Origin of the sequence: Shewanella sp. BJSY2023SW001 (assembly GCF_047314685.1) — a bacterium.
GTDB classification, from domain to species: Bacteria; Pseudomonadota; Gammaproteobacteria; order Enterobacterales; family Shewanellaceae; genus Shewanella; species Shewanella indica.
Window position 1 is genome coordinate 38,937 of the sequence record NZ_JBKORF010000052.1, and the last position, 23,103, is coordinate 62,039.

The following is a 23,103-nucleotide window of genomic DNA, read 5'->3' on the forward strand; positions in this document are numbered from 1 at the left end:
CAAACGCTCCGGTTACTTTTCCCAGGCCTTGGCGGCCTGCTCGTCGGCATCGCGGGCCTCAACCCAGTGTTGGCCACTGTCACCGGCCTCCAGCTTCCAGAATGGTGCCTTGGTCTTGAGGAAATCGATGAGAAACTCACAAGCCGCAAACGCCGCCTTGCGGTGGGCACTGCTGACACCGATAAACACTATCTGCTCGCCAAGATGCATAGTGCCAACCCGGTGAATGATGGTCAGCTGATTCAGCGGCCAGCGCTCACGGGCTTGAGTGGCGATTTGCCCCAAAACGGCTTCTGTCATCCCGGGATAGTGTTCCAGCGTCAGGTCGGTAACCGCACTGCCATCGTTGAAGTCGCGTACCTTGCCGACAAAGGTCACCACGGCGCCATCGCTGTTATCGGCGGCGATGCGGGCATATTCGGCCGGGACATCAAAGTCGGCGGTTTGTACCAAAATACGATCGCTTTGCATCTCAACCTCCGGTTACCGGTGGGAAGAAGGCCACCTCATCACCCGCTTTGATCTCTGTATGCCAAGGGCTGAGAGTTTGGTTGACGGCTACCAACAGCTTGTCGGACGCCATCACTCTGGCCCACTTGTCGTCTGTGGCCGCCAGTTGGGCACGCAGCGCCTCGGCCGTCAAACCCGGCTGGCTCTCGACTTCAATGGCAGCCGTTCCCAATAATTCGCGTACTTGAGCAAAAAACAGCACTTTAATCATATCGTTACACCTTAAAATGACCGGATTTACCGCCGCGTTTCTCCAGCAGTCTTACCTGGGTAATCACCATATCTTTCTGCACCGCTTTACACATATCGTAGATAGTCAGCGCCGCAACCGAGGCCGCCGTCAAGGCTTCCATTTCAACCCCGGTTTTGCCAGCCAGCTTACACAGGCTGGTGATCCTGACCCGGTTTTGCTCCGGCTCGGCCTGCAGATCCACCTCGACCTTGGTCAACATCAAGGGATGGCACAGAGGGATCAGCTCTGAGGTTTTCTTCGCGGCCATAATGCCGGCGATTCTGGCAGTGGCAAACACATCGCCCTTATGGTGGCTGCCACTCATGATCATCTGCAGCGTCTCGGCTGACATCTCAATATAAGCCTCGGCACGGGCTTCGCGTTCAGTGATCGACTTTTCGGTCACATCCACCATATGGGCGTTGCCGTCGGCATTGATATGGGTAAAGGCATTAGTCATCTATAGCAACCTTTTTCAAATTGGATACGAAGTTACAGGGCCGGTGCCGGGCATCCAGCTGCTCTTTGAGGATCTTGTTCCAGGCCGTACGACATGCGTCGGTGGAACCGGGCAAACAAAACAACGCCGTTTGATTGGCGATACCGGCAAATGCCCGCGACTGCACAGTAGAAGTGCCCAGCTCAGTGTAAGTGATGTGGCGAAAGAGTTCACCAAAGCCTTCTATTTCAGCATCAAACAACGGCCGCAGCGCCTCCGGGGTGTTGTCTCTGCCGCTAAAGCCGGTGCCGCCGGTGGTGATGATCACCTGGACATTGGCCGCGGCTATCCATTGGCTGACGATAGCGCGCATCTGGTATTTATCATCCGGGCATAGCTTACGCTCGACCAAGTTATGCCCAGCCTCCTGCAGTGCCTGTACCAGAAAACGCCCTGAGGTATCTGTTTGCAGCTCCCGGCTGTCTGAAAGGGTAAGAATGGCGATATTCAAGGGCTCAAAATGGGTATGAATGCAATGTCCCATGTCAGTTCCTGCTGCTGAATGCTACCGAGATGGCGATGATAAGTATCTGGCGCCCAAACGAGCGCCACCCTCAACCGCCGATAGAGGCCAGATGTTGGGTTACACCGGTAATGCCTTGGTGCAGATAGTGAGTCTCTTTCTTCTGTTGCAACTGCTGATGCAAACGGGCAATCAACTCATCCTGCTGTTCAGGACTCTGAAGCAGATCCCGAAGATCGACACCATGTTCGGTGAACAGACACAGGTGCAGCTTACCCTTGGCAGAAACCCGCAACCTGTTACAGCTGGCGCAGAAGTTTTTGGCATAAGGCATGATCAGCCCAATACGGCCACGATAATCAGGGTGGCTGAAGTTTTGCGCCGGGCCATCTTCGGCCGCGGGCTGATCATACTGCCAACCTTCGGCCTCGAGTCTGGCCTTGATATCGGCTCCAGCCAGGTGATGCGCCTTGAAGTAGTCGTGACCCAAACCGGTTTCCATCAGCTCGATGAAACGCAGATCTATGGGGGTATGTTTGATCCAATGCAGGAAACGTGGCAGGTCCTTGTCGTTGAGATCCTTGAGCAGCACAGCGTTGATCTTGACCCGCTCAAAGCCGGCTTCCAGCGCCGTATCTATACCGCGCATGACCTCATCGAACTTGTTCTCGCCGGTGATCTGATAAAACATCCTGGGGTCCAGGCTGTCCACAGACACGTTGATCCGCCTCAGTCCGGCGTCGTACCACTCTTTGGCGTGCTTCTCGAGCCTATAACCATTGGTGGTAGTGGCGATAGTGTGAATTTCGCTGTTGTCGGCAACTGCGCGAATGATATCGGTAAAGTCTTTGCGCAGCGTAGGCTCGCCACCTGTGATCCGTACCTTGCGGGTACCTACTTTGGCAAAGGCAGCAACCAGATTCTCAATCTCGCTGAGCGTCAGAAAAGAGGGCTTGCCCTCCGGGCGATAACCATCCGGCAGGCAGTAACTGCATTTGAAGTTACAGACGTCAGTAACTGACATCCGCAAATAGTGAAATCTTCGACCAAAATTGTCTTGTAATTGGGACATGATCACCTTTCCAAGTCAGGGAGGTGAGAGCATTTCTTTACTCACCCCGGTGGCAAAATTGCCACGGCTAAAGGACCATATCTTCACTGACGTAGGACCAAAAGCTCGGAGAACCGTCTGCGCCAATTATAGGACGAAAAGGGGGGTGAACCATACCCCTAAAAATGGATTTCCCGATCTGGTTCAAATCTGCGTGGACTTTTTGTGACAAGCTTCACTCATAAATTTCATCAAAACTAACGGCTGCTTTCCGATCAAATACTGTGCCCTGAATAGATTTTCAGGTAAGGTTGGAGCTGGATAAAAATAAAACACCCGTTTACATCGGGGGACTTTGAAGGATAGAGGTGACATGATGGAACGCGAATCAATGGAATTCGATGTTGTTATCGTTGGTGCAGGCCCCGCCGGACTGGCTACGGCTTGCCGTTTGATGCAGATCTCCAAAGACAGCGGCAAAGAGATCAGTGTCTGTGTGGTCGAAAAAGGCTCTGAAGTCGGCGCGCATATTCTCTCCGGTGCCGTCTTTGAACCCAGCGTATTGGAAGAACTCTTCGGTGACTGGAAAGAACTGGGAGCCCCCCTGCATACCCAGGTTACAGAAGATGAAATCTATCTGCTCAAGTCGGCCGAAGATGGCAAACATCTGCCCAACAGCCTGGTACCCAAGACCATGCACAATCATGGCAACTATATTATCAGCGTCGGTAATCTCTGCCGCTGGATGGCCGAGCAAGCCGAAGGCCTGGGAGTGGAGATATTCCCCGGTTTTGCTGCCAGCGAATTGCTGCTCAATGAAGACGGCAGCGTCAAGGGAATATTGATCGGCGACATGGGCATAGGCGCCGATGGCCAGCCCAAAGACAGCTATATGCCGGGTATGGAGCTACACGCCAAATATACTGTGTTTGCCGAAGGCTGCCGTGGCCATCTGGGCAAGCAGCTGATAGAAAAATTCCACCTGGATAACGGCAAGACACCACAACATTACGGCATAGGCTTCAAAGAGATTTGGAAGATCCCGGCCGAACAACACCAACAAGGTAAAGTGGTTCACAGTGGCGGCTGGCCGCTACAGGAAGGCGCCAGCGGCGGCGGTTTCCTCTACCATATGGAAGACAACCAGGTTGCCGTGGGGCTGATCATCGACCTCAACTACAAGAACCCGCATCTGAGCCCCTTTGATGAGTTTCAGCGCTACAAGACCCACCCTGTCATCGCCAAGACCTTAAGCGGCGGCGAGCGTTTGAGCTATGGTGCCCGCGCCATCACCAAGGGGGGACTAAACTCTCTGCCCAAGATGAGCTTCCCCGGTGGTCTGGTAATAGGTTGTGATGCCGGGACACTCAACTTCGCCAAGATCAAGGGCACTCACACCGCCATCAAGAGCGGTATGCTGGCGGCCGAGACCCTGGCAGAAGGCCTTATCGCCGGAGTTGAAGGCGGAAAAGATCTCGACTGCTTCCAGGAGCGGCTGGAACAGAGCTGGCTCTTTGATGAGCTTTACCGTTCCCGTAACTTCGGCCCGGCCATGCACAAGTTCGGCACCTTCCTGGGGGGCGCCTTTAACTACATCGATCAAAACTGGTTTGGCGGCAAGTTCCCTGTGACCCTGAGAGACGAGCATCCCGACTATGCCCAGATGGCTGAAGCCAGTGCCTACAGCAAGATTAACTACCCCAAGCCGGACGGCAAGCTTAGCTTCGACAAGCTCTCTTCAGTTTATCTGTCCAATACCTTCCACGAGGAAGACCAACCCTGCCATTTGCGCTTGAAAGATGCCAATGTCCCTATTGCAGTCAACCTGGTGAAATACGATGAACCGGCGCAGCGCTATTGCCCTGCGGGTGTCTATGAGGTGGTTGAAGACGAGGGGCAACCCAAGTTTGTGATCAACAGCCAGAACTGCATTCACTGCAAGACCTGTGACATCAAGGACCCCAGCCAGAACATCACCTGGGTGACCCCCGAAGGGGGTGGTGGCCCTAACTATCCCAATATGTAATTAGTGACTGTAAGCCATAAGAACGCGTCTTTTAAGACGCGTTTTTTATTTACGCAAAAGCAATATTAGCACCTATTGATACATTAAGGCTTTTTGGTCATAATCCCGGTTCTACAATAAGATCCAGCCCCATAAAACAGCTGGCCTGCCTATACTCTACAAAGACTTACGGGGAAATCCCTGCCAATGCGTTAATTACTATGCTCAAGTGTAATTAACGTTAAATCAGTTAATGCTGTTGTCCACACTATAAGGATATGGATAGGCGGTCGCTATGAAACTCAAACTCACCATCAAACAAAAGATTCTACTGACAGTGACTCTGGCGGTACTGATGTCGACGATTTTAGTCGGTGTTCTCAGTCAACGCAGTGCCCGTAAGGTCGTTGAACAACGTATGCTCGACTCCGAACTGCCCAGCTTAATGCTACAGATCCGCAATAAATTAGATCTGGAAATCAGCACGCTGATGAATGGCGCCGAGCAACTGGCCCACAGTCAAATGCTCAGGCACTGGTTGGAACAGGGACGCCCCGAAGCCGAACTCCCTTTGGTCATCTCACAACTCAAGGACATGACTCGCCAGTATCACTTGGCGCAAGCTTCCTATGCCGATCGGGAAACAGCGGCCTATTACACCCAGGACGGCTTTTTGCGGATCCTCAATCAACAGCAGGACAGCTGGTTTTTCAACTACAGAGACAGCCGCCAGGAACGCATGTTGAATGTGTTCACCGAAGCCAACGGCGAGGTCAAACTCTTCATTAACTATCAACAGCCCAACGGTCGCGGCCTGGTGGGGCTGGCCAAGTCACTCGACGATATGGTGCGCCTGCTCAACTCCTTCAAGATAGAGCAAAGCGGCTATGTGTTCCTCACCGACAATCAGGGCAAGATCCAACTGCATCCGGACAAGAGCCTGACAGGCAAGCGCAGCCTGCAGGATCTCTACCCAGGCAATCTTAGCAAGCTGCTTGATAAAAGCGACTTCCAGCTGCTCGAAACCAAAGTTAATGGTACCGACATGCTGGTTGCCAGTAGCTATATTCCATCAATGGATTGGTATCTGGTAGCCCAGGTTCCTCAAGGGGAAATCTTTGCCCTGTTGCAAGAGGCCGCCTACCAGATTCTGTTATGGACAGCATTGATTGCCGCCGGCTTCATCTTCCTGGCTGTGATAGTGGCCGGCTCTGTTAGCCGCCCCATCAGCAAGGTGGCAGAAATGTTCCGCGACATAGGCGAAGGCGAAGGCGACTTGCGCCAACGTCTGCCGGTCGAGGGTGAAGATGAAATAGCCCAACTGGCCAAGGGCTTCAACAGCTTTATCTCCAAAATACAGGACTCTGTGGTCGAAGTGGCCGCCACCAGCGAACAGTTGGGGTTATCGGCCAAGGACGTCTCGGCGCAGGCCCAGCAGACCATGAGCGACAGCCAGGATCAGAAAGACCGCACCATGATGGTGGTGACCGCCATCAACGAAATGGGGGCAACCGTTAACGAGATTGCCGCCAATGCGGCCCAGGCGGCGGTAACAGCCAAAGATGCCGACGGCGAATCGGCCACCGGCCAACAGGTGGTGACCCGTGCCCGCAATACCATTAACCAGTTGTCGCAGGATGTGGCTCAGGTCGGCGAGGTGATCGAATCACTGGCAACCCATACCAAGTCGATAGGCAGCATTCTGGATGTGATCCGTGCCATCTCAGAGCAAACCAACCTGCTGGCACTGAATGCCGCCATTGAGGCGGCTCGGGCCGGCGAAGCCGGCCGTGGTTTTGCAGTTGTGGCCGATGAAGTTCGCAACCTGGCTTCCCGCACTGCCGCCTCAACCGATGAGGTGCAGGTAATGATAGATAAGCTGCAGGCCGCAGCCGCCAGAGCCGTCAGTGCCATGGAGCTGAGTCGCAATCGATCCCATGAAGGCGTTCAGGCCGTGGATGAAGCCAGCCAGGCGCTCAGCGGTATCTCGGGGCAAATTGCCCAGATAAGCGATATGAATATCCAAGTGGCGGCAGCCACAGAGGAGCAATCCACTGTAGTGGAAGATATTAATCGTAACGTCAGTGAGATCAATGAGATAACCCAGCGCACAGCCCAGACCGCCGAAGCTGCCGCCGCGGCCAGTGACGCGCTCAATAATCTGGCCTACAGGTTGGATACCTTAGTCGCCCGCTTCAAGGTTTAGCCTCAGGTTCCCCAACGGCAGCCTTGCAACTGCCGTTGGGAATACTGAACCTCATTCCCGCAAAACCTTGAGTACACATGCAACTCCTGAATCTTGCTGCTGATTGGTATAACATAGCCGCAACTATCTTTCGGCTAATAAAAGAGTATTTATGGAACCACAGATAGAATGGGCGCTGTCACATATCGCCTGGCTGATGTTTATTCTGGCAGGACTCTTCTTTGTCTTGCAGCTTTGGCGTTGGCAGCAGCTATTGAAACATATACGGGTTCAGTATCCTGAACTGGCTCAAACAGATGAAAAAAATTCATCAAATATAGCGATAAGAGTCAAACAATCGCTGGAGTCTGGCACTCTGGCCAACAGCCAGGATCCTGTGATTATTCGTTATCAGAAACAACAGAGCATCCTTAGGCTTATTATGGCTATTTTACTCACTATTGGCTTTGTAATGGCTATATTCGAGTGAGCTAAACCCGTTAGTAACTGCGTCACTCAAAACAGACAATAGGTGAATATAAGTTATCTATGGTCTGTTTTATCAACCCAAAGTTCTGCTAGTGTTCCAAGGTTATTGTTTGGGCCAGGGAAAGCTCACCTCAGACTGTTCGCCATAACAGGTTGGGCGTCTTGGGCAAACCGCACCTCTGGAGCAGATCAATCTGGCATCGCCGGTAATCCCACGCTCGACCCAATTGATATTGAGGATCCGCGCTACTGTCAGCAGTTGCTGTTTTATCTTTCTGGGAATGGCGCCTTCTCCGCCCTGCTCGACACAAGCCTGTTTAAGATCTTGCGCCAGTGACAAGGCATCTTCCCCTTGGGCCTCAATGGCAGGATTGAGATCTATCCCGGCACAAAGCACATGGTGATTGCCGGCCAAGTCTTTGACCTTGACCGATTCACAACAATAGATCCTGGGTTGTTGCTCCACATCCAGAATGGATATCTGCGCCGAACTGCCTTCCTTGGGCTCGGTGATCATCCGAAATACCGCCCAGTGCTGACAAGGATCGGCCACCGCCCGCATATTACCCCAGGGTAGCGGGATACCATTGCCGCGATACACTGCTTTTAGCTTGCCCGGAGCATAGGCGTCGAAGTAGTGCCAGTGAGGATAAGGTGAAACCACTGTCATACGCCGCATCGCTACCGAGGGAGAAACCCCCGCCAATCGGTGAGCATCTATCTCGTAGCCGTATCTGTCCAGCAGTTGTCTGAATGCCACCTTGGGGCAGAGCAAGGCCCCGGCAAAGAAACTGGCCTCAAAGCCACGCCAGGCCTGGAGTATATCTTGGGCATTGAGAGACGAACTCTGGATCTGGGGATCGGTTTCACTGAAACCACTGCGGCCCACGGTCAACACATTGCTCAGCCCATCGCGGTTATGCAGCACACAGTGACCTATATGCACCGCCAAATCGTACTTGAGCCTGGTTGGTTGAGACTTGAGGATCTCGTTGAGAAATAGCGTTCCCGGCGGCTCCATGTAAGAGGTCACCAACTCTCCGGTACATATCCCCTGGGCATCCGTCAGCTGTTTTGCCGGCCGGGCGAACCATTGGATCTTCAGTCCCTGCGCCGCGGCGAGATCCAGCATCTCTTCTACCGACAAGGGCAGACGCTTCTTACCCACCTCTTCGGCGGCCCGTTCCAGATCGGGGAAATGGTTTTGATGGTGTTCCTGATGGGCGCGGATCAATAAGTGGGCAAACTGGCGGCCGCTGATCCCCGTCTGTGACAGCATCTCGGGAATGGCTATCTGCAGAATATCATTGGAAAACAGGAAGCCGGGCTCCAGCGGCATACCACTGACACCACCGCGTCGCCCCTTGTCCGGGGTGATAGCTTGCTCCTCCGGCGCATCGTCCAGAAACCAACTCACCTCTTTTTGAAAAACTGCAGCTATGACCGCCAGCATACCTGCACTGGGAACACGCTTGCCCCTTTCGATCATCGACAGGTATGACACTGACGGCGCCGACTCAGGATCGACCCTGACACAGCGTGCCGACAAGTCTTCCATAGTTAAGTGATTGCGTTTTCTGAGGTTTCTTATTTTAGTTCCCAGAAAATGTGACTTACGGATCAGGCTTTGGTCTTGGCGCATTTTGTAAAATTCACACTGTAAAATTTTTATTGTGAAATTGTAATCAAAAAACCGCTAGCCTACAAATTAAGCAATTCACAGGAATTGTCCGGCCATGAGGCAAAGGTGCCATCTGGTCAAGGAAAGCAAAACACGAGGGCGAGACGATGAACATCTCCACTATGCAGCAAAAAATCAATCAAGAGCACAACCCTTTCATCGCCGAAGCCGTCTTTGCCGTGGAAGCACTCGGTGAACGCCATATCGCCGACAAGATGGCCAATGCCAAGCAACTGCTTGACCGGCTATTCCCACTGGCAAACGGCTCACATGCCGAGGTGGTTTGCTATGTGGTCTACTATCAGCATCTCTTGGCCTGCTTTGCCGATGGCAGCCAGTGTGGCCTCAAACAGCCACAACAGTTTGTTGCCCTAAGCGGCCACCGCAGCGAACCAGAAGCCATATTGCTCAAGGATGATCGCGACTGTCACCTGGAGCTAAGTTTCGACCGCCAAGGCTGTGTCGGCAGCCGCGACTGCGCCGCCATTGAAGACATTCAGCTGGAACGCTGTCTCATCGATGGCCGCTGTCAGGACAACAGGCTCAAACGTGAGTGGATTAGCCTGTTGCACAATGATGGCGGTCAGCCACGCAGCAATAAGTGCTGCAAGCGCTTTACCACCAAAGATGGTCATGAGTATCAGTTGTCATCACAAGTCTAAGCGCCGAAGAATGTCATAGGCACTTGGCCTTATTAAACACAGCAAAAGACACAGCAAACTTGTGCTAGAAATAACATCGACTCAGGATCGGGGAACTGGCTTCCCTGGTCCTGTTGTTTTAGTCAGAGATTCAGCAAAACTTACGCTGGATATTAAGTTAATTTTAGTTTTCCTAGCATTTTGCCTCACTTATACTAACGCTCCCGGAATTTTACTATCTCTTATCCATGAGCCAACTGCAGAAAAAGTGGCTGTTTTGCCTGCTTGCCCTCGCCTGCCTACACCCCGCCATCTCCTCACCTCTGGCACTCTTGGTGGGATTTGTGCTGGCTAATCTCGGCTGGTTGCCATCGGACTGGGATCTGGGGAAACTGACCAAAAAACTGCTGGCCATCTCCATTGTCGGCCTGGGTTTTGGCATTCCGCTGCAACAGGCGATCGACGCCTCTGTAGGCAATTTGCCGTTAATCCTGGGATCAATATTGCTGACCCTGCTGGCGGGCACGGCGTTGACTCGGGTTTTGGGGTTGGATAGGCGAGTCGGTCACTTGATTGCCAGTGGCACCGCCATCTGTGGTGGCAGCGCCATCGCAGCTGTGGCACCGGCTATCAATGCCCGCAACGAACAAACCGCCATTGCACTGGCCTGCGTCTTTGTACTCAACTCGGTTGCGCTGTTCGTTTTTCCCGTGATAGGTCATCTGCTGCAATTAAGTCAACATGACTTCGGGGTTTGGAGCGCCATCGCCATTCATGACACCTCTTCCGTGGTGGGCGCCGCGTCCGCCTATGGTGAAGAAGCACTTAAGACAGCAACCACCATCAAACTGGCACGTGCCTTGTGGATAGTGCCTCTGGCGGCTATCAGCGCCTTGTTATTTGGTGGCAAGGGTAAACTCAATATTCCCGGATTTATTCTGTTTTACTGCCTGGCTATCGCCATCACCAGTTTGTTGCCGCAAGGCCAATTTATCTATCAGGAGCTATTTGCGCTGGCAAAGCGTGCCCTGGTGGTGTGTTTGTTCCTGATTGGCTGCGGTATCACCTTCAGGAAACTACAGCAAAGTGGTAGTAAGCCCTTACTTCTCGGCGTGATCCTCTGGCTGTTTATCGGCAGTTCGTCTCTTGGTTATATTCTCTGGCAGGGTTGAAAACAGGTAACAAAAGCCTGCGAAGGCGCTGAGTTCAATCAGGGCCCGCAACAAGCCTTGGGTCTGGGTCGATGCCAGTACCACCAGTAAGAGAAACAGCAAGATATAGCCAGGCTTCACCGCCACCTCCACAGTTAAATAATGCCGCTATTATTGGTGTCTGTGGAGCCTGGGTGCCAATATCGATTCTCGATAATAAAGAACCCAAAGCACTAAGAAAAAATTTTTTATACCTTTTTATGGCAGAAGACCTGCTCTCTGTGACAGCGATAGTCTGGTAGCAATAAGAAAAGTTGCCGGGGAAATGCCTAATCCTACTCGCTCAGCAGCCACTGGATTGGCTTCAATAAACGCGGATAAAACCGCTTTCAAAACGACAGATGCCAATTGTGTCTTAGGCCGCCTGTGAAGCATCGGTGCTAGCAACGGGCTGAATAAAATCTTCCATAAACCAGGCACAGAAGGTATGGCGGCCATCGACATCCGCCTTGGCGTAAATTGCCGAGGCCTGCTGTCGCACCGTCTTCTCCTTGGTACTGCGAACACTGGCAATCTCCTTGAAACTCAAGCCTTTCAACAGTAATAAAGCCACTTCCTGCTCACTGCGGGTCAGCGACCAGAGTTCAAATTGTTGCTGTACCGCCTGAGTGTATTCCTGGCGGGCGGCTTGCATTCGGCTGGAGATGTTGCAGATCCTGGCGTCGGCATTGGCCAACTTTGACTTGAGTAGCTGCATCTCGCGGCTACGGCGGATCAGATCAAAACTGATATACAAGGCACCACAGGCAGAAAGAGCCACCAGAATGCTCTCCTGCACTATATGATAAGTCGGCACTCCGAGCTGCATATCTGACAACACATCCAGCAAATTCAGCGTCATGATCACACTGAGCAGCCCTATCATCACCAGATCCTTCATTGGCACAACTCCCGACTAATAACCTTCAAAAACATACAGTTAAATTATGGTACATATGTCCCATAAGCCCAAATATGATACATGTTGCCGAAGACGACAAGCCAAATCAGTGCCAGGCTGGCGGCAGATATTTCCCCAAGAGAAACTCCCATGAAAATCCGCCCCCTCTACCTGGGCTGTAGCCTGCTGTTAATGGTGTTTCAGCTGAGAGCGGCCCCGGAAACAGACAGAGACGCCCTTTTGTCCCTAAGTCAAAACAGGCTGCACACCTCTTCGGCACAATTGGCTCCAATATATCACAGCTCGGACTGGCTGGCAGGGCTGCCAAGCATCAGTTTGAGCCATCTTGGCAGCCTGGAAAGCCACAACAACTATGAGCAGGAGCTCTCGCTCAACCTGCCTTTTCAGTCGCCGGCCATGCAGCGCCAGAACGCCAAACTCAAGCCCATTAACGAACGCATGCTGGAATTGCAGAGCCAATTACAGCGCCTCTATCTCTCTGGACTATTGCGTCAGTATTGGTGGCAACAGGCACAAGCCGAGCAGGAACTGGCGCAACTGCGCCACAAGCAACAAGTACTGCAGCAACTGTTGCAGCGGCAACAAGCCCTGAGCCGAAGTGGTGAAATGCCGGCAACTGCGGTACTGCTATTAAAACGTGAACTGCTGGAGTTGTCGCTCGCAAAGCTCCCACTGGAGCAGCAGCGACAAGAGGCCAATGAGGCACTCAAGCGCCTGACCGGGCTGCAACAGCTGCCATCGCTGGATGAAAGTGACACCCCACTGCCGAATGATGCCGGTGCCGGGCATCCCATGTGGCAATTGCTGGCGCTGCAGCAGCAACGTCAACAGCTCACCACAAACACCCAACTCGAAGGAGATGACACTCCTTGGTTGGTTTCAGTCACGGCCAAAAACACTGCAACTCTGGGACAAGATGAACAGTCTCTGGGTCTGGCACTGGAGATCCCTTTGCCTGTTGGCAACGGCCTGAACCAGCAACAGCTTGGCGAGTTGCAGCAACAAAGACTGCAACTGGAGCAACAGCAACAACAACAGCTACTGCAGAGCCAACTGCAGTTGCAACAACTCAAACAGCGCCAAGCCCAACTACAACAACAGCAGCAAGGGCTGGAACAAGCCGTGCAGCTGAGCAAACAGCTCAGCCAAACCCTGCTGACCACGGCCGAACAAGGCCCAGCCCAGTATGAATCCTGGCTGCGGCGCCACCTTGAGGCCCTGGATACCCAAGCCAGGCTGTCGCTCAACCAGCTGGCACAAGCCCAGCTGCATTCCCAACAACTGCAAGCGCTCGGAGTTACCCTATGACCCCTAAAACCCTGGTTGGCACACTGGTGTCGACCCTGTTCTTCTCCCCGCTGTGGGCGCAGGAAATTTCGGTTGCTGACCTCGGCAAGCTGACACTCAGCTTCACCTCAGTGAACCAAGTACAACAGATAGAGGCCGCCCCTGTACCGGCAATATTGGCGGCTCAGCCCGGCAGCAGCTTCTATCTCACGGCACCGGAAACCATCCAACAGCGACGCTGGTTGGTGGCCGAAGGAGAATGGGTCGATGAAGGTCAAGCACTGGTGCAACTTAAGGGCGCCGAAATTGCCCACTTTCAACTGCAATTTGCCGCCGCCGAAGCGGCATTCAAGCTCGCCAAGCAACGCTATGATCGCAACCAAAAGCTGCGGGCCAACGGCGCCATAGGTGCCGAAACTTGGTCGCAGATAAGCCGCCAGTATTTCGACGCTTTGCTGCAATATGAACACCTGCAGCATTTCAGTGAATTGCTTAAGCCGGGGGACAATCCCGAGACTCTGATATTGCACGCGCCCATGGCCGGACTGCTGCAATATGGCGATAGCAGTGAACCGCTGATGAGCGGCGCCCCACTGCTGGGGATACTACCCGCCGACGAACTCAGGCTTAAGCTGCGTTTACCCCTGGCCCAGAAAGACAGTGTCAATGCCGTGATGGCCGGAGAGTGCCAACTGCAGATAAGCCGCAAGGACCAGTTGGCCAAACAGGGCTTTGTCGATACCTGGAGCCAGGCCGTTCCCCCAAGCTGCGGCCTGCAACCCGGGCAGCAGTTGCAGGTTATTCCGCTGCAGGCCATCAATGCCCTGGTGGTGCCCAAGCAGAGTCTCTATTCCTGGGGCACTGGCAGCCAGGTGCTGAGTCACAGCCAAAATAAACTGCGACCAACCGACGTGCAGGTTATAGGTGCCAGCGCCGACAGCTACTTCCTGGCACCCAATGAAACTCTGGTCGGTGCCGAGGTGCTGAGCGACTCAGTGGCGGCCGTCAAAGGCATACTCCTGGGTTTGGGGGGCGAATAGCATGCTCAGTGCCATTATCCGTTTCTCCCTGACTCAAAGGCTGTTTACCCTGATAACAGCGCTGCTGCTCTGTGGTGCCGGCGCCTATTCCTGGTTGGGGCTGCCGCTGGACGCCTTCCCGGATATCTCGCCGACCCAGGTGAAAATCATCCTCAAGGCTCCCGGCATGACAGCCGAAGAGATAGAAGCCCAGGTGACAGTACCGGTTGAGACTGAGCTACTGGGGATCCCCAAGCAGGCGATACTGCGTTCCACCAGCAAGTATGCAATTACCGATATCACCCTGGACTTCAACGAAGGCACAGATATTTACTGGGCCAGACAGCAGGTGAGTGAACGCTTGGCGGCGGTATGGGACAAGTTGCCCGCCGATCTTGAAGGCGGCGTTGCCCCCATGAGCACCCCGCTCAGTGAAATCTTTATGTTTTCGCTGGAGAATCCCTCGCTGTCGCTACTGGAGCGCCGTCAGTTGCTGGAATGGGAAGTCAGGCCGCTGCTGCGTACCGTGCCCGGAGTCGCCGATGTCAACATTCTCGGCGGTTTTGCCAAGACACTGCAGATCACCCCGGATCCCGTCGCTCTGGCTCAGGCCGGTATCAGCCAGGAAGAGTTAATAGCCCGTATTGAGAGCAACAACAGCAACACGGGTGCCGGACGCATCACGCTCGGGACAGATAACCTGACGGTTCGCACCGAAGGGCGCATCGACTCGCTGGAGGCCCTGCAACAACTGGTGATTGCCACCAATCAGGGCGGCAGCTATCGCCTGCAAGACCTTGCAAAAGTCGAAATAGGTCATCTCAGCCGCTACGGCGCCGTGACCCGTAATGGTGAAGAAACCACAGAGGCCTTGATCGTCGGCCTCAAGGATGCCAATACCGATCAGGTCATCAAACTGGTACGGGAAAAGCTGGCCCAGATAGAAAAAACTCTGCCTCCCGGCAGCCAGCTGAATGTGTTCTACGACAGGGCCAACCTGATAGATACAGCCATAGGCACCATTTCAGATGCCCTGTTTCAGGCCGTGGTATTGGTTATTCTGCTGCTAGCGCTGTTTCTCGGCAATTTGCGCGCTGCATTGGTGGTATCACTGTCGCTGCCGCTGGCGGCGCTGGCCACCTTTATGCTGATGCGTTACTTCAATCTGTCGGCCAACCTGATGAGTCTCGGCGGCCTGGTGATCGCCATCGGCATGTTGGTGGACTCCTCCGTGGTGGTGGTGGAGAACATGGTCAACCAGATTGCCGGCGGCAAACGCCTGCCCAGGCTGCACCTCATCTACCGCGCCACCAAAGATGTGGCCGTGCCTGTGGTTTCCGGCACCCTGATAGTGATCATAGTCTTCTCACCGCTGCTGACCCTCAGCGGCCTCGAAGGCAAACTGTTCACCCCAGTGGCTATCACCATAGTGTTTGCCATGCTGTCGGCACTGGCACTGTCGCTGACGGTGATCCCTGTGCTGGCCTCCTATCTGGTCAATGAAAAAGCGGCCAACGAACCCAAGGCCATTGGCTGGCTCAAGGCCCGCTACCTGCTCAGCCTGCAGTGGGTGTTACAGCACGGTAAGGCTTTTTGCGCCACGGCACTGGTGGCACTGGTACTGAGCCTGGGGCTGTTTACTCAGGTGGGTAAAACCTTTATGCCGACCCTGGATGAGGGTGACATTATTCTGCAGTTGGAGAAGTCCCCGTCGATTTCGCTGCAGGCCTCGCTGGCACTGGATACTCAGATAGAGCAGCACCTGCTGACCACTGTACCCGAGATACGCCAGTTGGTCGCCCGCACCGGCGCCGATGAGCTGGGGCTGGATCCCATGGGGCTGAATGAAACAGATGTATTCATGGAACTTAAACCCGTGGAGGAGTGGCGCTTTGCCAGCAAGGAGGAGCTTATTGATGCCATACGCACCGAAGTGCTCAAGTTTCCGGGGATCAATTTCAACTTCACCCAACCTATCCAGATGCGGGTCTCCGAGATGCTTACCGGCAGCATAGGCGATGTGGCGATTAAAATTTTCGGTGAAGATCTTGAGACGCTTTCAAGATTGGCCAGCGAGACAGCACACCTGACCAGCGCCACTCGCGGTAGCCAGGATGTCAAAACCGCCATGACCGAAGGCAGCCCCTTTATCAACCTCCGTCTCAAGGAGGGTTTGGCCCGCAGTTACAACATGAGTGCCGATGAATTTGGTCGATATCTCAAGAGCCAACTGGAAGGCCTGGCCATAACTGAGATAATCCAGGGCAAGAAGCGAACTCCCGTGCTGATCGCCCAGGCAGCAGATGGTATCAACAGCCTGCCGCAACTGGAGCAAAGGCTATTGGTGATGCCGGATGCCAGCCTCAGGCCCCTTGGTGAACTGGCGCAAATAAGCTATCGCGAAGGGCCGATACTGATTGAACGCGAGCAAGGCAACCGCTTTGCCGTGGTCACCACCAATGTCAGCGGCCGCGATATCGTCGGCTTTGTTGAAGAACTACAGGGCAAGCTGGCCGCTGAGCTGTCTCTGCCCAGCGGTTACAGCCTGAATTTCGGCGGCGAATTCGAGAACCAGCAACGGGCGACCCGTAACCTGCTGTTGGTGGTGCCCGTGGCGCTGATGCTGATCAACCTGATCCTGTTCACCACCTTCGGCAATATCTCCAAAGCCTTGCTGATCCTGGCCAACGTCCCCTTTGCCATGATGGGCGGTATCTTCAGCTTGTTTATCTCGGGCGAATACCTGTCGGTGCCGGCCTCAGTGGGCTTTATCGCCCTGCTGGGGGTAGCCGTGCTCAACGGCGTGGTGATGGTCAGTTACTATGAACAGTCGCGGCATCTGTTTGCCAGCCTCTGTGAGCGGGTCGAACAAGGTGCGGCCCGCCGACTGCGGCCGATTCTGATGACGGCCACCACCGCCATGTTCGGCCTGATCCCGCTGGCCTTTGCCACCGGGCCCGGCGCCGAAATTCAAAGGCCGCTGGCAATCGTGGTCATAGGCGGGCTGATCACCTCCACTATCACCACCCTCTATTTGTTGCCGCTGCTGTATCAAACCCTGGAGAAACGCCAATGAAACAACTCTTGGTGCTGATAGTGCAGCACAATCTAAAAGACGATGTGGTCGACACCCTGATGTCGCTGGACTACCTCTCCGGCTTCAGCCTGATCAATATCTGTGGCTTCAGCCGCGAGCACAGCCACTTCAATCTCAAGGAACAGGTGGAAGGTTATCGGGAATTCTACAAGTTTGAGGTGATGCACCCGCAAGAGTCACAGCAGGCGCTGCTGCAAACCCTGGCGGAGGTCTGCCGCCACAACCCCTGCCGCTATTGGATAGTACCGATAGCGACAGACGGCGTGCTGGGTCAGGACTGACGGGATTTAAGCCAATACTGGCCGGCAATAGCCAACAGGCAATAACCGAGGAAGAACCAAAAGCCCGACTCCAGGCTGGCGTGGGTGTGAACCAAATCGCCCATGCCGGCCGAGGCGTTGCCGGCCATATAAGTGATAATAAGTGCCACCACAAATACGTCGGCCATGGACCATTTGGCGATGGCAGCGGTAATACTGTCGATGGCCTGCCGCACCTTACTGGACAGCGGCGCCTGAGCCAGCAGCATCAGCCCCAGCTTGCAGGCCGGCACTATCACGGAAAACAACATCACCAGCGCCGCCACCAGGGTATTGCCGTGTTGATGCAGCTCGGTCACTGTGCCCCAGATACTGCGGGTCTTGTTGAACACCTCCATTTCACCTTGAAGGTTGTTAAGCCCCAACATACCGCTAATCATCGCCAGCATTCCCCTGGCACTGTCGCGCCCGGAACCATCACTGACGGCTTCGGCGATCATGTCCAACCCGGCTTCGGTCAGCTCGGCCTTTTCTACCGTGCCGCTGACAGTCAAAATAGGTTGAGTCACCCCGGGGATCAGCAAGGCCAGCGACAATAATAGGGTCATGATAGGTAAAATTCGGCGCATTGGGGTCACTCCACAAACTCAACAAAAAGGCCCACCACTCGGCGGGCCCATCAGTTTACCCAGTTTACCGCCAGATCAATAGAAGGGCTTGGGGTCGACATCCAAAGAGCTGGGCGATACACCTCTGTCTATGTTGAGATCCGACTTTTGCAGATCCACCATGGTCACATCGGTATACCGCTTAAACTTCAATGAATAGAAGCACTTAACTACTGGATGTAATGCATCTCTATTCTTGGACTCCCAGACTATGCCCACCCGGCCATCGGACAGTTGCACCAATGAACCGACCGGGTAGACACCGATACAACGAATAAACTCATACACCAGGCTCTCATCCAGATGAAAGGGCGTCAGACTGAGCAGAATTTTAAAGGCTGCAGCCGGGCTCATCGCCTCTTTATAGCAGCGGGTGGCGGTAAGGGCATCATAGATATCCACGATACAGCTCATACGCCCATGCAGCGGCAATGCATCTCCAGTCAGGCCCCGTGGGTAACCACGACCATCGAGTTTTTCATGATGCATCAGGCACACATCCTTGCTCACTTGAGACAAGCCCTTGGCCTGTTCCATGATCTCGATGGCGTAGGCTTGATGCAACTTCATGTGCTCAAACTCTTCCGGCGTCAGCTTGCCCGGCTTGTGCAGTATCTTGTTATCCACCTTGATCTTGCCGATATCGTGGAGAATACCGCCGATCGCCAGCTGCCTGAGCATCTCGCGATCCAGCTTGAGATATTTACCAAAGGTGATCAGCAGGAAGGCAACATTGACCGAATGTTCAAGTAAGTAGGCATCTTTGGATCTCAGCGCCGATATGCACTTCATCGCATCAGAGTCGAGCATCACCGACTCGATCATATTGTCTGCCAATGCCGCAAACGGCTCGACTTCTATCGCCTTGCCTTCGAAGGTTTCACTGAGGACTTTACGCACCAAGCCCTTGGCTTCTGTCAGTAGCTGTTTGGCCTGACCTCTTGCCAATTCAGGATTAACCGAGGTTTTACGAGTATGGTTATCGCAAACGGGGCGCTGTTTTTTCAGGCCGCAGCTGTCGCTGGAACGCTCAACATCAACCCAGACAAAACGGATGCCGCTGTTGCTGAGTTTAGTGATCGCCTGACGGCTCCTGATCTGGCCGGCATTGGCGACAGCCAACTGACCATTGTTCTCAATGGCCGACACATACATGCCTATCCCCAATCGGGTAACGGGCAACTTCAACAGGGCTGCTGTCGGAACCGCATCAGTCATTCTTTCACTCCGGCAAAGGCTTCTGTCCTCACCCGAACAACGTTTGTCAGGGGTTAACGACTCTCCAACAAATGTCACTCGGCTTTGCCGTATTCTAGAAGCCAAATCCGGAAATGCCTATGCACCTAAGGGGGTAAAGTTTGCCTTTATGATGCCAATCTCACTCAGGTATAGGGCCAAGACACTGAAAACCTTCACTCAACCAACGGCGATACTGACAGTTGTAACAGGAGCGAGTTATATCGTCTATCTGCTCGTCTTCGTCGTCTTCGGCAAAACAAGCACATTGGATGGCTACCTCGCGGGCAGCCTGCAGATTGCTGTTGCCACCGAGAAACAAACGTTTACCCTGCTTGAGTTCAAACCATTGCTGCATTCAGAACTCCTTCAGTTCCTGTTTACCGGCATTGTGCCACTCGGCGCCACGTTTGCTGACCAGGAGGGCAAACTTGTGTTCGGCCCACACGGCTTTAACCTTGCCGCTAAGCCAGACAGAGTCGGTTTCCTGCAACCATTCACCTGTGGTAGTCAATACGCCATCCAGCTCAGAGCGCTTTAGTATGTCGGCAACGCCAAAAGGCGCGGCTTTATCTGTCTGACCCAATTTCAGTTGGCCTTTCACCCGGCCATCATTACCTGTAAGCCTGAGCCCAAGGCCCGCCAGAGCGCCGATAACGCCCTGCCCTGTGCCGCCGTGCTCGCTGAGACTGATACCCAAGTGTTTAGCCAAGCCGTAGGCTTGTTCCTTGGTCTTGACCTCTTGCTTGGCCTCACGGCCAAAAGCCATCAGCACGTCCTGACCGCTGAAATCGGCCAGAGACAAGAGCGCCAACCCAGGGTCGGCCGCGCTGGCAGACTCCCTGAGCAAATGAGCTATAGCCAACTCACGGATCGCCTCTAAGGTAAGCTCACCGCGATAACCAAAGCACATGGCACTATTGTGGGAAGTGTAAGGAATATCCGGATGCACATAGAGCTGATGCCGGGTCACCAGGGAGGTTTGCCCGCCTTGCTGGGTCAACAATTCAGCTATCTCGGCAGCTATCTCGCCGGTGCCTTTGGTGCCAATATCATCGGTATCATCTATACAAATCAGCCAATCTTTCATCAATAAACCTTAATCAATCTGTCTGAATATCTTTGTGGAGAAGATCGTGGGCCTTGAGGCGTCTCAAGACAGGGGGCACCAGCAGCGCCCCGACTATGGCAAAGGCACCACCTTGTAAACACTTGAGACCAAAACGTACCAAGGCCACCTGCTCACTCATGCCCACCAGCAGATCCTCTACCAGACCTTTTGCGGCCCAGGCGATACAACCCACCAATGCCAGGGCGATGAAACGCCAGCGCAAATTAAACGCATTGGCCAACAGTAGAAGCGCCAGATCCATGGACACCGCCGGGATCAGGAATTTGAGCAGAATAAGCGGGCCGCCTTTGCCAACGCCCAAGGTCATGGCGACCACTCCGGCCAAGGCGCCGCAAGCAGTCATCGCCCCCATACGTCCGACAATGCCGTAACAGGTGAGATAGAAGAAGCTCATCAGCAGCATAGAATGTCCCGACAAGCCAAGTTTCAATCTGAGCATGCTCTTGACCGCCACCAATAAGGTGGCACAAAAGCCGATAAAGAGCGCATCCTGCAGTTGAAATCCTTTGACGTTATTTGTTGCCATGTTCGCTCCGGTTGTCCCGCCAATGGGTCGGCTTGGAAGTGTGGCCAAAGTGGCGGCTCTTGGCGGCAAGCGCCATCTGTTTGGCCAACTTAAGCAGTTGGATCAAGAGGGGAAACAGCACACAGTAAGCCAGTTCCGGCCAATTGCGCGGATTGAGCAGTTGCTTGGGAGCAATGCGCGCCCCCCGCAGCCGCTGCAGTTGATAGATCTCGGCGATCTCCTGGGTCATAAAGGGCAACAACCCAATAGAAGCTGCCACCACAAAGGCCCATTTGCTCGGCATGACCAAGCATAACACCTCACCGATACGCTCCGGGCGCACTGTCACCGACAGCCACCATCCCGGCAGCAAAGCCAGAGTAATGCGGGCCACAGCCAAAGTACCTTGTCCCAACTGCTCGCCGCCGTGCATCAATGCATACAGCCCCAAAGTAAAACCGAGCTGCAACAAGACAAAGCGTATCACCCCACCTATGGCGCCGCGCTGCAGCATGCCATGAGCCACCAATATCAGATTGATAGCCGCCAACCAGGGAAGCTGCGCCTGAGGCAAAATAAAGGCCGCCGACGACAGACTCAGCACCAGCAGTAAAGCCGCGGCACTGCCCCACAAACCTAAATCCAGCCCCTTCGGAGAAGTACGGCCGTGGCGCTGCCCCTTAACCCACACAGGCAACCTCCTCTGGGGAAAACGCTATTTCCAGTTGACCTTGCTGCAACTGCCACAACTGACTACAAGGTAAATTTTGCAAGGGTCTGTGGCTGGCTATCACTATACTGCCTCCCTGTTCACGCAGATAATTGAGTATCTGCCAAAGCTGCCCCAAATGTTTGCCATCCAACCCTGCCAAGGGGTCATCCAGCAGCATCAAGCTGGGAGTCAAACAAGCGATAGAAGCCAGGGCAATCAAGTGCTGCTGACCATAGGAAAGTGTGTGTGGAGAACTGTGGGCCAGATGCAACAAATCGAGTTGCTCAAGCAAACTCTCCGCCCGAGACAACGGCAAGTCGAAGCGACGCAGGCTGAACTGCATCTCCTCAATCACTGTGGCCTCAAATAACTGACGGTTGGGACGCTGCATCAGAAGGCCCAGCATGGGGCCGTAGATCCCTGGCTTGGGTTTACGGCCAAAGACCCTTAGCGGCAATGACGCCACCGCGGGTTGAATTCCGGCTATCGCCTTCAGCAGGCTACTCTTGCCCGAACCATTATTCCCCACCAGTGTGACCAATTCTCCAGCGCCCAAAGACAGGCCCTGCTGACACACAAACAGGGGCGAATGCCCCTGGTAACGAAATTCAAATGAAGTGGCACTGACCAGCTCCCGGCTTCGGTCCGGCTCCAGTCGCTGCATATGACTACCGGATTCAGCCCGGTAACAACCTGGTAATAGCCGCCCTTGGTGCAAGTACCAGAAGTGCTCAACAACCGAAGCAAAAGCCAGGGGATTATGCTCCACCAGCACGACGGCCATACCTTCAGCCCGCAGATTACGGATCACTGCCAGCAATTCATCGACACCGGCATCATCCAGTTGCGCCCAAGGTTCATCCAACAGCAGAACCGCCGGTTCACTCACCAACTGGGCGGCAATCATCAAGCGATATTTCTGTCCGAGAGACAACTTGCTGACTTGGGTTTCCAGCGAGACAAACAAGCCCACCCGGCGCAATGCATGCTGCACTCTGGAGATCATCTGGCCGCTGGGCACACCGAGGTTTTCCAAGGCAAAGGCCACCTCGGCACCGACTGTTTGACGCAATATTTGCACTTGGGGATCTTGCATCACCAGGCCCACCAACAACCCCTGACGACGGAAAATACCGCCTTCACAGGGACGCCGTTGCAGCCCGGCAAGCAAAGCCAGCAAACTGGATTTACCCGAACCCGTGGGGCCACTGATGCAGTGGCAGGATCCGGATTCTATTTTCAGATCCAGATCCCTCAATATCAAAGGCTGCAAACAACCATGATTGAAATTGATCCCTTCGAGTTCGAGTAAGCGCATT

General features: G+C 54.0%; 23 protein-coding genes and 1 riboswitch. Of the genes, 9 read left to right on the forward strand and 14 right to left on the reverse strand.

Features of this window, described 5'->3' with window-relative positions; all coding sequences use genetic code 11:
• Positions 1-12 precede the first annotated feature (12 nt).
• From moaE to moaA, 5 genes are all read right to left on the reverse strand, one after another.
• Positions 13-471 (reverse strand): molybdopterin synthase catalytic subunit MoaE, encoded by a 459-nt coding sequence (moaE, locus tag ACMHXH_RS12015; protein WP_039034613.1) that lies wholly within the window; start codon positions 469-471, stop codon positions 13-15.
• A 1-nt stretch (position 472) separates the two neighbouring features.
• Positions 473-721 (reverse strand): molybdopterin synthase sulfur carrier subunit, encoded by a 249-nt coding sequence (gene moaD, locus ACMHXH_RS12020; protein WP_025889200.1) that lies wholly within the window; start codon positions 719-721, stop codon positions 473-475.
• Positions 722-725: 4 nt separating this feature from the next.
• Positions 726-1,202, reverse strand: a complete 477-nt coding sequence (gene moaC / locus ACMHXH_RS12025) for a cyclic pyranopterin monophosphate synthase MoaC (protein ID WP_025889198.1) — start codon at positions 1,200-1,202, stop codon at positions 726-728.
• Positions 1,195-1,725: a molybdenum cofactor biosynthesis protein B gene (moaB, locus tag ACMHXH_RS12030; RefSeq protein ID WP_335911656.1), complete on the reverse strand. Its 531-nt coding sequence runs from the start codon at positions 1,723-1,725 to the stop codon at positions 1,195-1,197. Before moaB ends, moaC begins: the two co-directional genes overlap by 8 nt.
• 70 nt (positions 1,726-1,795) lie before the next feature.
• The gene (moaA, locus tag ACMHXH_RS12035; protein WP_039034610.1) at positions 1,796-2,776 is read right to left on the reverse strand and encodes a GTP 3',8-cyclase MoaA; all 981 of its coding nucleotides are present in this window, start codon (positions 2,774-2,776) and stop codon (positions 1,796-1,798) included.
• A riboswitch (molybdenum cofactor riboswitch) is annotated at positions 2,764-2,899 on the reverse strand. It overlaps the preceding gene by 13 nt.
• A gap of 232 nt (positions 2,900-3,131) precedes the next feature.
• On the opposite strand from moaA, the gene ACMHXH_RS12040 reads away from it, so the two are divergent.
• From ACMHXH_RS12040 to ACMHXH_RS12050, 3 genes are all read left to right on the forward strand, one after another.
• Complete coding sequence (locus tag ACMHXH_RS12040; protein WP_039034647.1) at positions 3,132-4,781, forward strand: electron transfer flavoprotein-ubiquinone oxidoreductase; 1,650 nt, start codon at positions 3,132-3,134, stop codon at positions 4,779-4,781.
• A gap of 274 nt (positions 4,782-5,055) precedes the next feature.
• Positions 5,056-6,966, forward strand: a complete 1,911-nt coding sequence (locus ACMHXH_RS12045) for a methyl-accepting chemotaxis protein (RefSeq protein WP_335911654.1) — start codon at positions 5,056-5,058, stop codon at positions 6,964-6,966.
• Between the two features lie 151 nt (positions 6,967-7,117).
• Entirely contained in the window at positions 7,118-7,435 is a 318-nt protein-coding gene (locus ACMHXH_RS12050) for a hypothetical protein (RefSeq protein ID WP_319619115.1), read from the forward strand.
• A 102-nt stretch (positions 7,436-7,537) separates the two neighbouring features.
• Here the strand turns inward: ACMHXH_RS12050 and ACMHXH_RS12055 are convergent, their stop codons facing one another.
• A complete protein-coding gene (locus tag ACMHXH_RS12055; protein ID WP_335911652.1) occupies positions 7,538-9,076 on the reverse strand; it encodes a DUF3612 domain-containing protein in 1,539 nt (512 codons plus the stop codon).
• A gap of 146 nt (positions 9,077-9,222) precedes the next feature.
• Here ACMHXH_RS12055 and ACMHXH_RS12060 point away from each other — a divergent pair, with 146 nt between their 5' ends.
• Positions 9,223-9,777, forward strand: a complete 555-nt coding sequence (locus tag ACMHXH_RS12060; protein ID WP_039034607.1) for a hypothetical protein — start codon at positions 9,223-9,225, stop codon at positions 9,775-9,777.
• A gap of 227 nt (positions 9,778-10,004) precedes the next feature.
• Positions 10,005-10,928: a YeiH family protein gene (locus ACMHXH_RS12065; RefSeq protein WP_071476329.1), complete on the forward strand. Its 924-nt coding sequence runs from the start codon at positions 10,005-10,007 to the stop codon at positions 10,926-10,928.
• Between the two features lie 394 nt (positions 10,929-11,322).
• Here the strand turns inward: ACMHXH_RS12065 and ACMHXH_RS12070 are convergent, their stop codons facing one another.
• Positions 11,323-11,847: a helix-turn-helix transcriptional regulator gene (locus ACMHXH_RS12070; RefSeq protein WP_039034606.1), complete on the reverse strand. Its 525-nt coding sequence runs from the start codon at positions 11,845-11,847 to the stop codon at positions 11,323-11,325.
• Between the two features lie 150 nt (positions 11,848-11,997).
• On the opposite strand from ACMHXH_RS12070, the gene ACMHXH_RS12075 reads away from it, so the two are divergent.
• From ACMHXH_RS12075 to ACMHXH_RS12090, 4 genes are read left to right on the forward strand one after another with little or no spacing between them, the layout of a single operon-like run.
• Entirely contained in the window at positions 11,998-13,176 is a 1,179-nt protein-coding gene (locus ACMHXH_RS12075; protein WP_071476328.1) for a TolC family protein, read from the forward strand.
• Positions 13,173-14,195, forward strand: coding sequence for a hypothetical protein (locus ACMHXH_RS12080; protein ID WP_335911651.1), 1,023 nt, complete (start codon positions 13,173-13,175; stop codon positions 14,193-14,195). Before ACMHXH_RS12075 ends, ACMHXH_RS12080 begins: the two co-directional genes overlap by 4 nt.
• A 1-nt stretch (position 14,196) precedes the next feature.
• Complete coding sequence (locus ACMHXH_RS12085; protein ID WP_335911650.1) at positions 14,197-17,250, forward strand: efflux RND transporter permease subunit; 3,054 nt, start codon at positions 14,197-14,199, stop codon at positions 17,248-17,250.
• On the forward strand, positions 17,247-17,552 hold the full coding sequence (locus ACMHXH_RS12090; RefSeq protein ID WP_025009174.1) for a DUF3240 family protein: 306 nt from the start codon (positions 17,247-17,249) through the stop codon (positions 17,550-17,552). The genes ACMHXH_RS12085 and ACMHXH_RS12090 overlap by 4 nt, the downstream gene beginning before the upstream one ends.
• On the opposite strand, the gene ACMHXH_RS12095 is transcribed toward ACMHXH_RS12090, so the two are convergent.
• The 7 genes from ACMHXH_RS12095 to ACMHXH_RS12125 all read right to left on the reverse strand — a co-directional run bounded on the left by ACMHXH_RS12095 (position 17,543) and on the right by ACMHXH_RS12125 (position 23,102).
• The gene (locus tag ACMHXH_RS12095) at positions 17,543-18,160 is read right to left on the reverse strand and encodes a paraquat-inducible protein A (protein WP_335911649.1); all 618 of its coding nucleotides are present in this window, start codon (positions 18,158-18,160) and stop codon (positions 17,543-17,545) included. The two genes, ACMHXH_RS12090 and ACMHXH_RS12095, sit on opposite strands and share 10 nt — an antisense overlap.
• A gap of 75 nt (positions 18,161-18,235) precedes the next feature.
• A complete protein-coding gene (locus ACMHXH_RS12100) occupies positions 18,236-19,417 on the reverse strand; it encodes an HD-GYP domain-containing protein (RefSeq protein ID WP_335911648.1) in 1,182 nt (393 codons plus the stop codon).
• Between the two features lie 160 nt (positions 19,418-19,577).
• Positions 19,578-19,793: a hypothetical protein gene (locus tag ACMHXH_RS12105; protein ID WP_039034601.1), complete on the reverse strand. Its 216-nt coding sequence runs from the start codon at positions 19,791-19,793 to the stop codon at positions 19,578-19,580.
• Positions 19,794-20,525 carry a DNA-binding protein gene (locus ACMHXH_RS12110; protein WP_335911647.1) on the reverse strand — a complete coding sequence of 244 codons (732 nt, stop codon included), beginning with the start codon at positions 20,523-20,525 and terminating at the stop codon, positions 19,794-19,796.
• Between the two features lie 13 nt (positions 20,526-20,538).
• Entirely contained in the window at positions 20,539-21,093 is a 555-nt protein-coding gene (locus ACMHXH_RS12115) for a hypothetical protein (RefSeq protein ID WP_039034599.1), read from the reverse strand.
• The gene (locus ACMHXH_RS12120; RefSeq protein ID WP_143078389.1) at positions 21,080-21,763 is read right to left on the reverse strand and encodes an energy-coupling factor transporter transmembrane component T; all 684 of its coding nucleotides are present in this window, start codon (positions 21,761-21,763) and stop codon (positions 21,080-21,082) included. The genes ACMHXH_RS12115 and ACMHXH_RS12120 overlap by 14 nt, the downstream gene beginning before the upstream one ends.
• Positions 21,753-23,102: an ATP-binding cassette domain-containing protein gene (locus ACMHXH_RS12125; RefSeq protein WP_071476323.1), complete on the reverse strand. Its 1,350-nt coding sequence runs from the start codon at positions 23,100-23,102 to the stop codon at positions 21,753-21,755. The genes ACMHXH_RS12120 and ACMHXH_RS12125 overlap by 11 nt, the downstream gene beginning before the upstream one ends.
• Position 23,103 lies beyond the last annotated feature (1 nt).

Excerpts from the sequence above, each read along its gene's own strand:
- ACMHXH_RS12085 (WP_335911650.1), top strand. The coding sequence starts at position 14,197 with ATGCTCAGTGCCATTATCCGTTTCTCCCTGACTCAAAGGCTGTTTACC.
- ACMHXH_RS12105 (WP_039034601.1), bottom strand. The coding sequence starts at position 19,793 with ATGCAGCAATGGTTTGAACTCAAGCAGGGTAAACGTTTGTTTCTCGGT.
- ACMHXH_RS12060 (WP_039034607.1), top strand. The coding sequence starts at position 9,223 with ATGAACATCTCCACTATGCAGCAAAAAATCAATCAAGAGCACAACCCT.
- ACMHXH_RS12115 (WP_039034599.1), bottom strand. The coding sequence starts at position 21,093 with ATGGCAACAAATAACGTCAAAGGATTTCAACTGCAGGATGCGCTCTTT.
- ACMHXH_RS12080 (WP_335911651.1), top strand. The coding sequence starts at position 13,173 with ATGACCCCTAAAACCCTGGTTGGCACACTGGTGTCGACCCTGTTCTTC.
- moaE (WP_039034613.1), bottom strand. The coding sequence starts at position 471 with ATGCAAAGCGATCGTATTTTGGTACAAACCGCCGACTTTGATGTCCCG.
- ACMHXH_RS12040 (WP_039034647.1), top strand. The coding sequence starts at position 3,132 with ATGGAACGCGAATCAATGGAATTCGATGTTGTTATCGTTGGTGCAGGC.
- ACMHXH_RS12125 (WP_071476323.1), bottom strand. The coding sequence starts at position 23,102 with ATGCGCTTACTCGAACTCGAAGGGATCAATTTCAATCATGGTTGTTTG.
- ACMHXH_RS12095 (WP_335911649.1), bottom strand. The coding sequence starts at position 18,160 with ATGCGCCGAATTTTACCTATCATGACCCTATTATTGTCGCTGGCCTTG.
- moaA (WP_039034610.1), bottom strand. The coding sequence starts at position 2,776 with ATGTCCCAATTACAAGACAATTTTGGTCGAAGATTTCACTATTTGCGG.
- moaC (WP_025889198.1), bottom strand. The coding sequence starts at position 1,202 with ATGACTAATGCCTTTACCCATATCAATGCCGACGGCAACGCCCATATG.
- ACMHXH_RS12070 (WP_039034606.1), bottom strand. The coding sequence starts at position 11,847 with ATGAAGGATCTGGTGATGATAGGGCTGCTCAGTGTGATCATGACGCTG.
- ACMHXH_RS12055 (WP_335911652.1), bottom strand. The coding sequence starts at position 9,076 with ATGCGCCAAGACCAAAGCCTGATCCGTAAGTCACATTTTCTGGGAACT.
- ACMHXH_RS12065 (WP_071476329.1), top strand. The coding sequence starts at position 10,005 with ATGAGCCAACTGCAGAAAAAGTGGCTGTTTTGCCTGCTTGCCCTCGCC.
- ACMHXH_RS12050 (WP_319619115.1), top strand. The coding sequence starts at position 7,118 with ATGGAACCACAGATAGAATGGGCGCTGTCACATATCGCCTGGCTGATG.
- moaD (WP_025889200.1), bottom strand. The coding sequence starts at position 721 with ATGATTAAAGTGCTGTTTTTTGCTCAAGTACGCGAATTATTGGGAACG.
- ACMHXH_RS12110 (WP_335911647.1), bottom strand. The coding sequence starts at position 20,525 with ATGAAAGATTGGCTGATTTGTATAGATGATACCGATGATATTGGCACC.
- moaB (WP_335911656.1), bottom strand. The coding sequence starts at position 1,725 with ATGGGACATTGCATTCATACCCATTTTGAGCCCTTGAATATCGCCATT.
- ACMHXH_RS12075 (WP_071476328.1), top strand. The coding sequence starts at position 11,998 with ATGAAAATCCGCCCCCTCTACCTGGGCTGTAGCCTGCTGTTAATGGTG.
- ACMHXH_RS12045 (WP_335911654.1), top strand. The coding sequence starts at position 5,056 with ATGAAACTCAAACTCACCATCAAACAAAAGATTCTACTGACAGTGACT.
- ACMHXH_RS12090 (WP_025009174.1), top strand. The coding sequence starts at position 17,247 with ATGAAACAACTCTTGGTGCTGATAGTGCAGCACAATCTAAAAGACGAT.
- ACMHXH_RS12100 (WP_335911648.1), bottom strand. The coding sequence starts at position 19,417 with ATGACTGATGCGGTTCCGACAGCAGCCCTGTTGAAGTTGCCCGTTACC.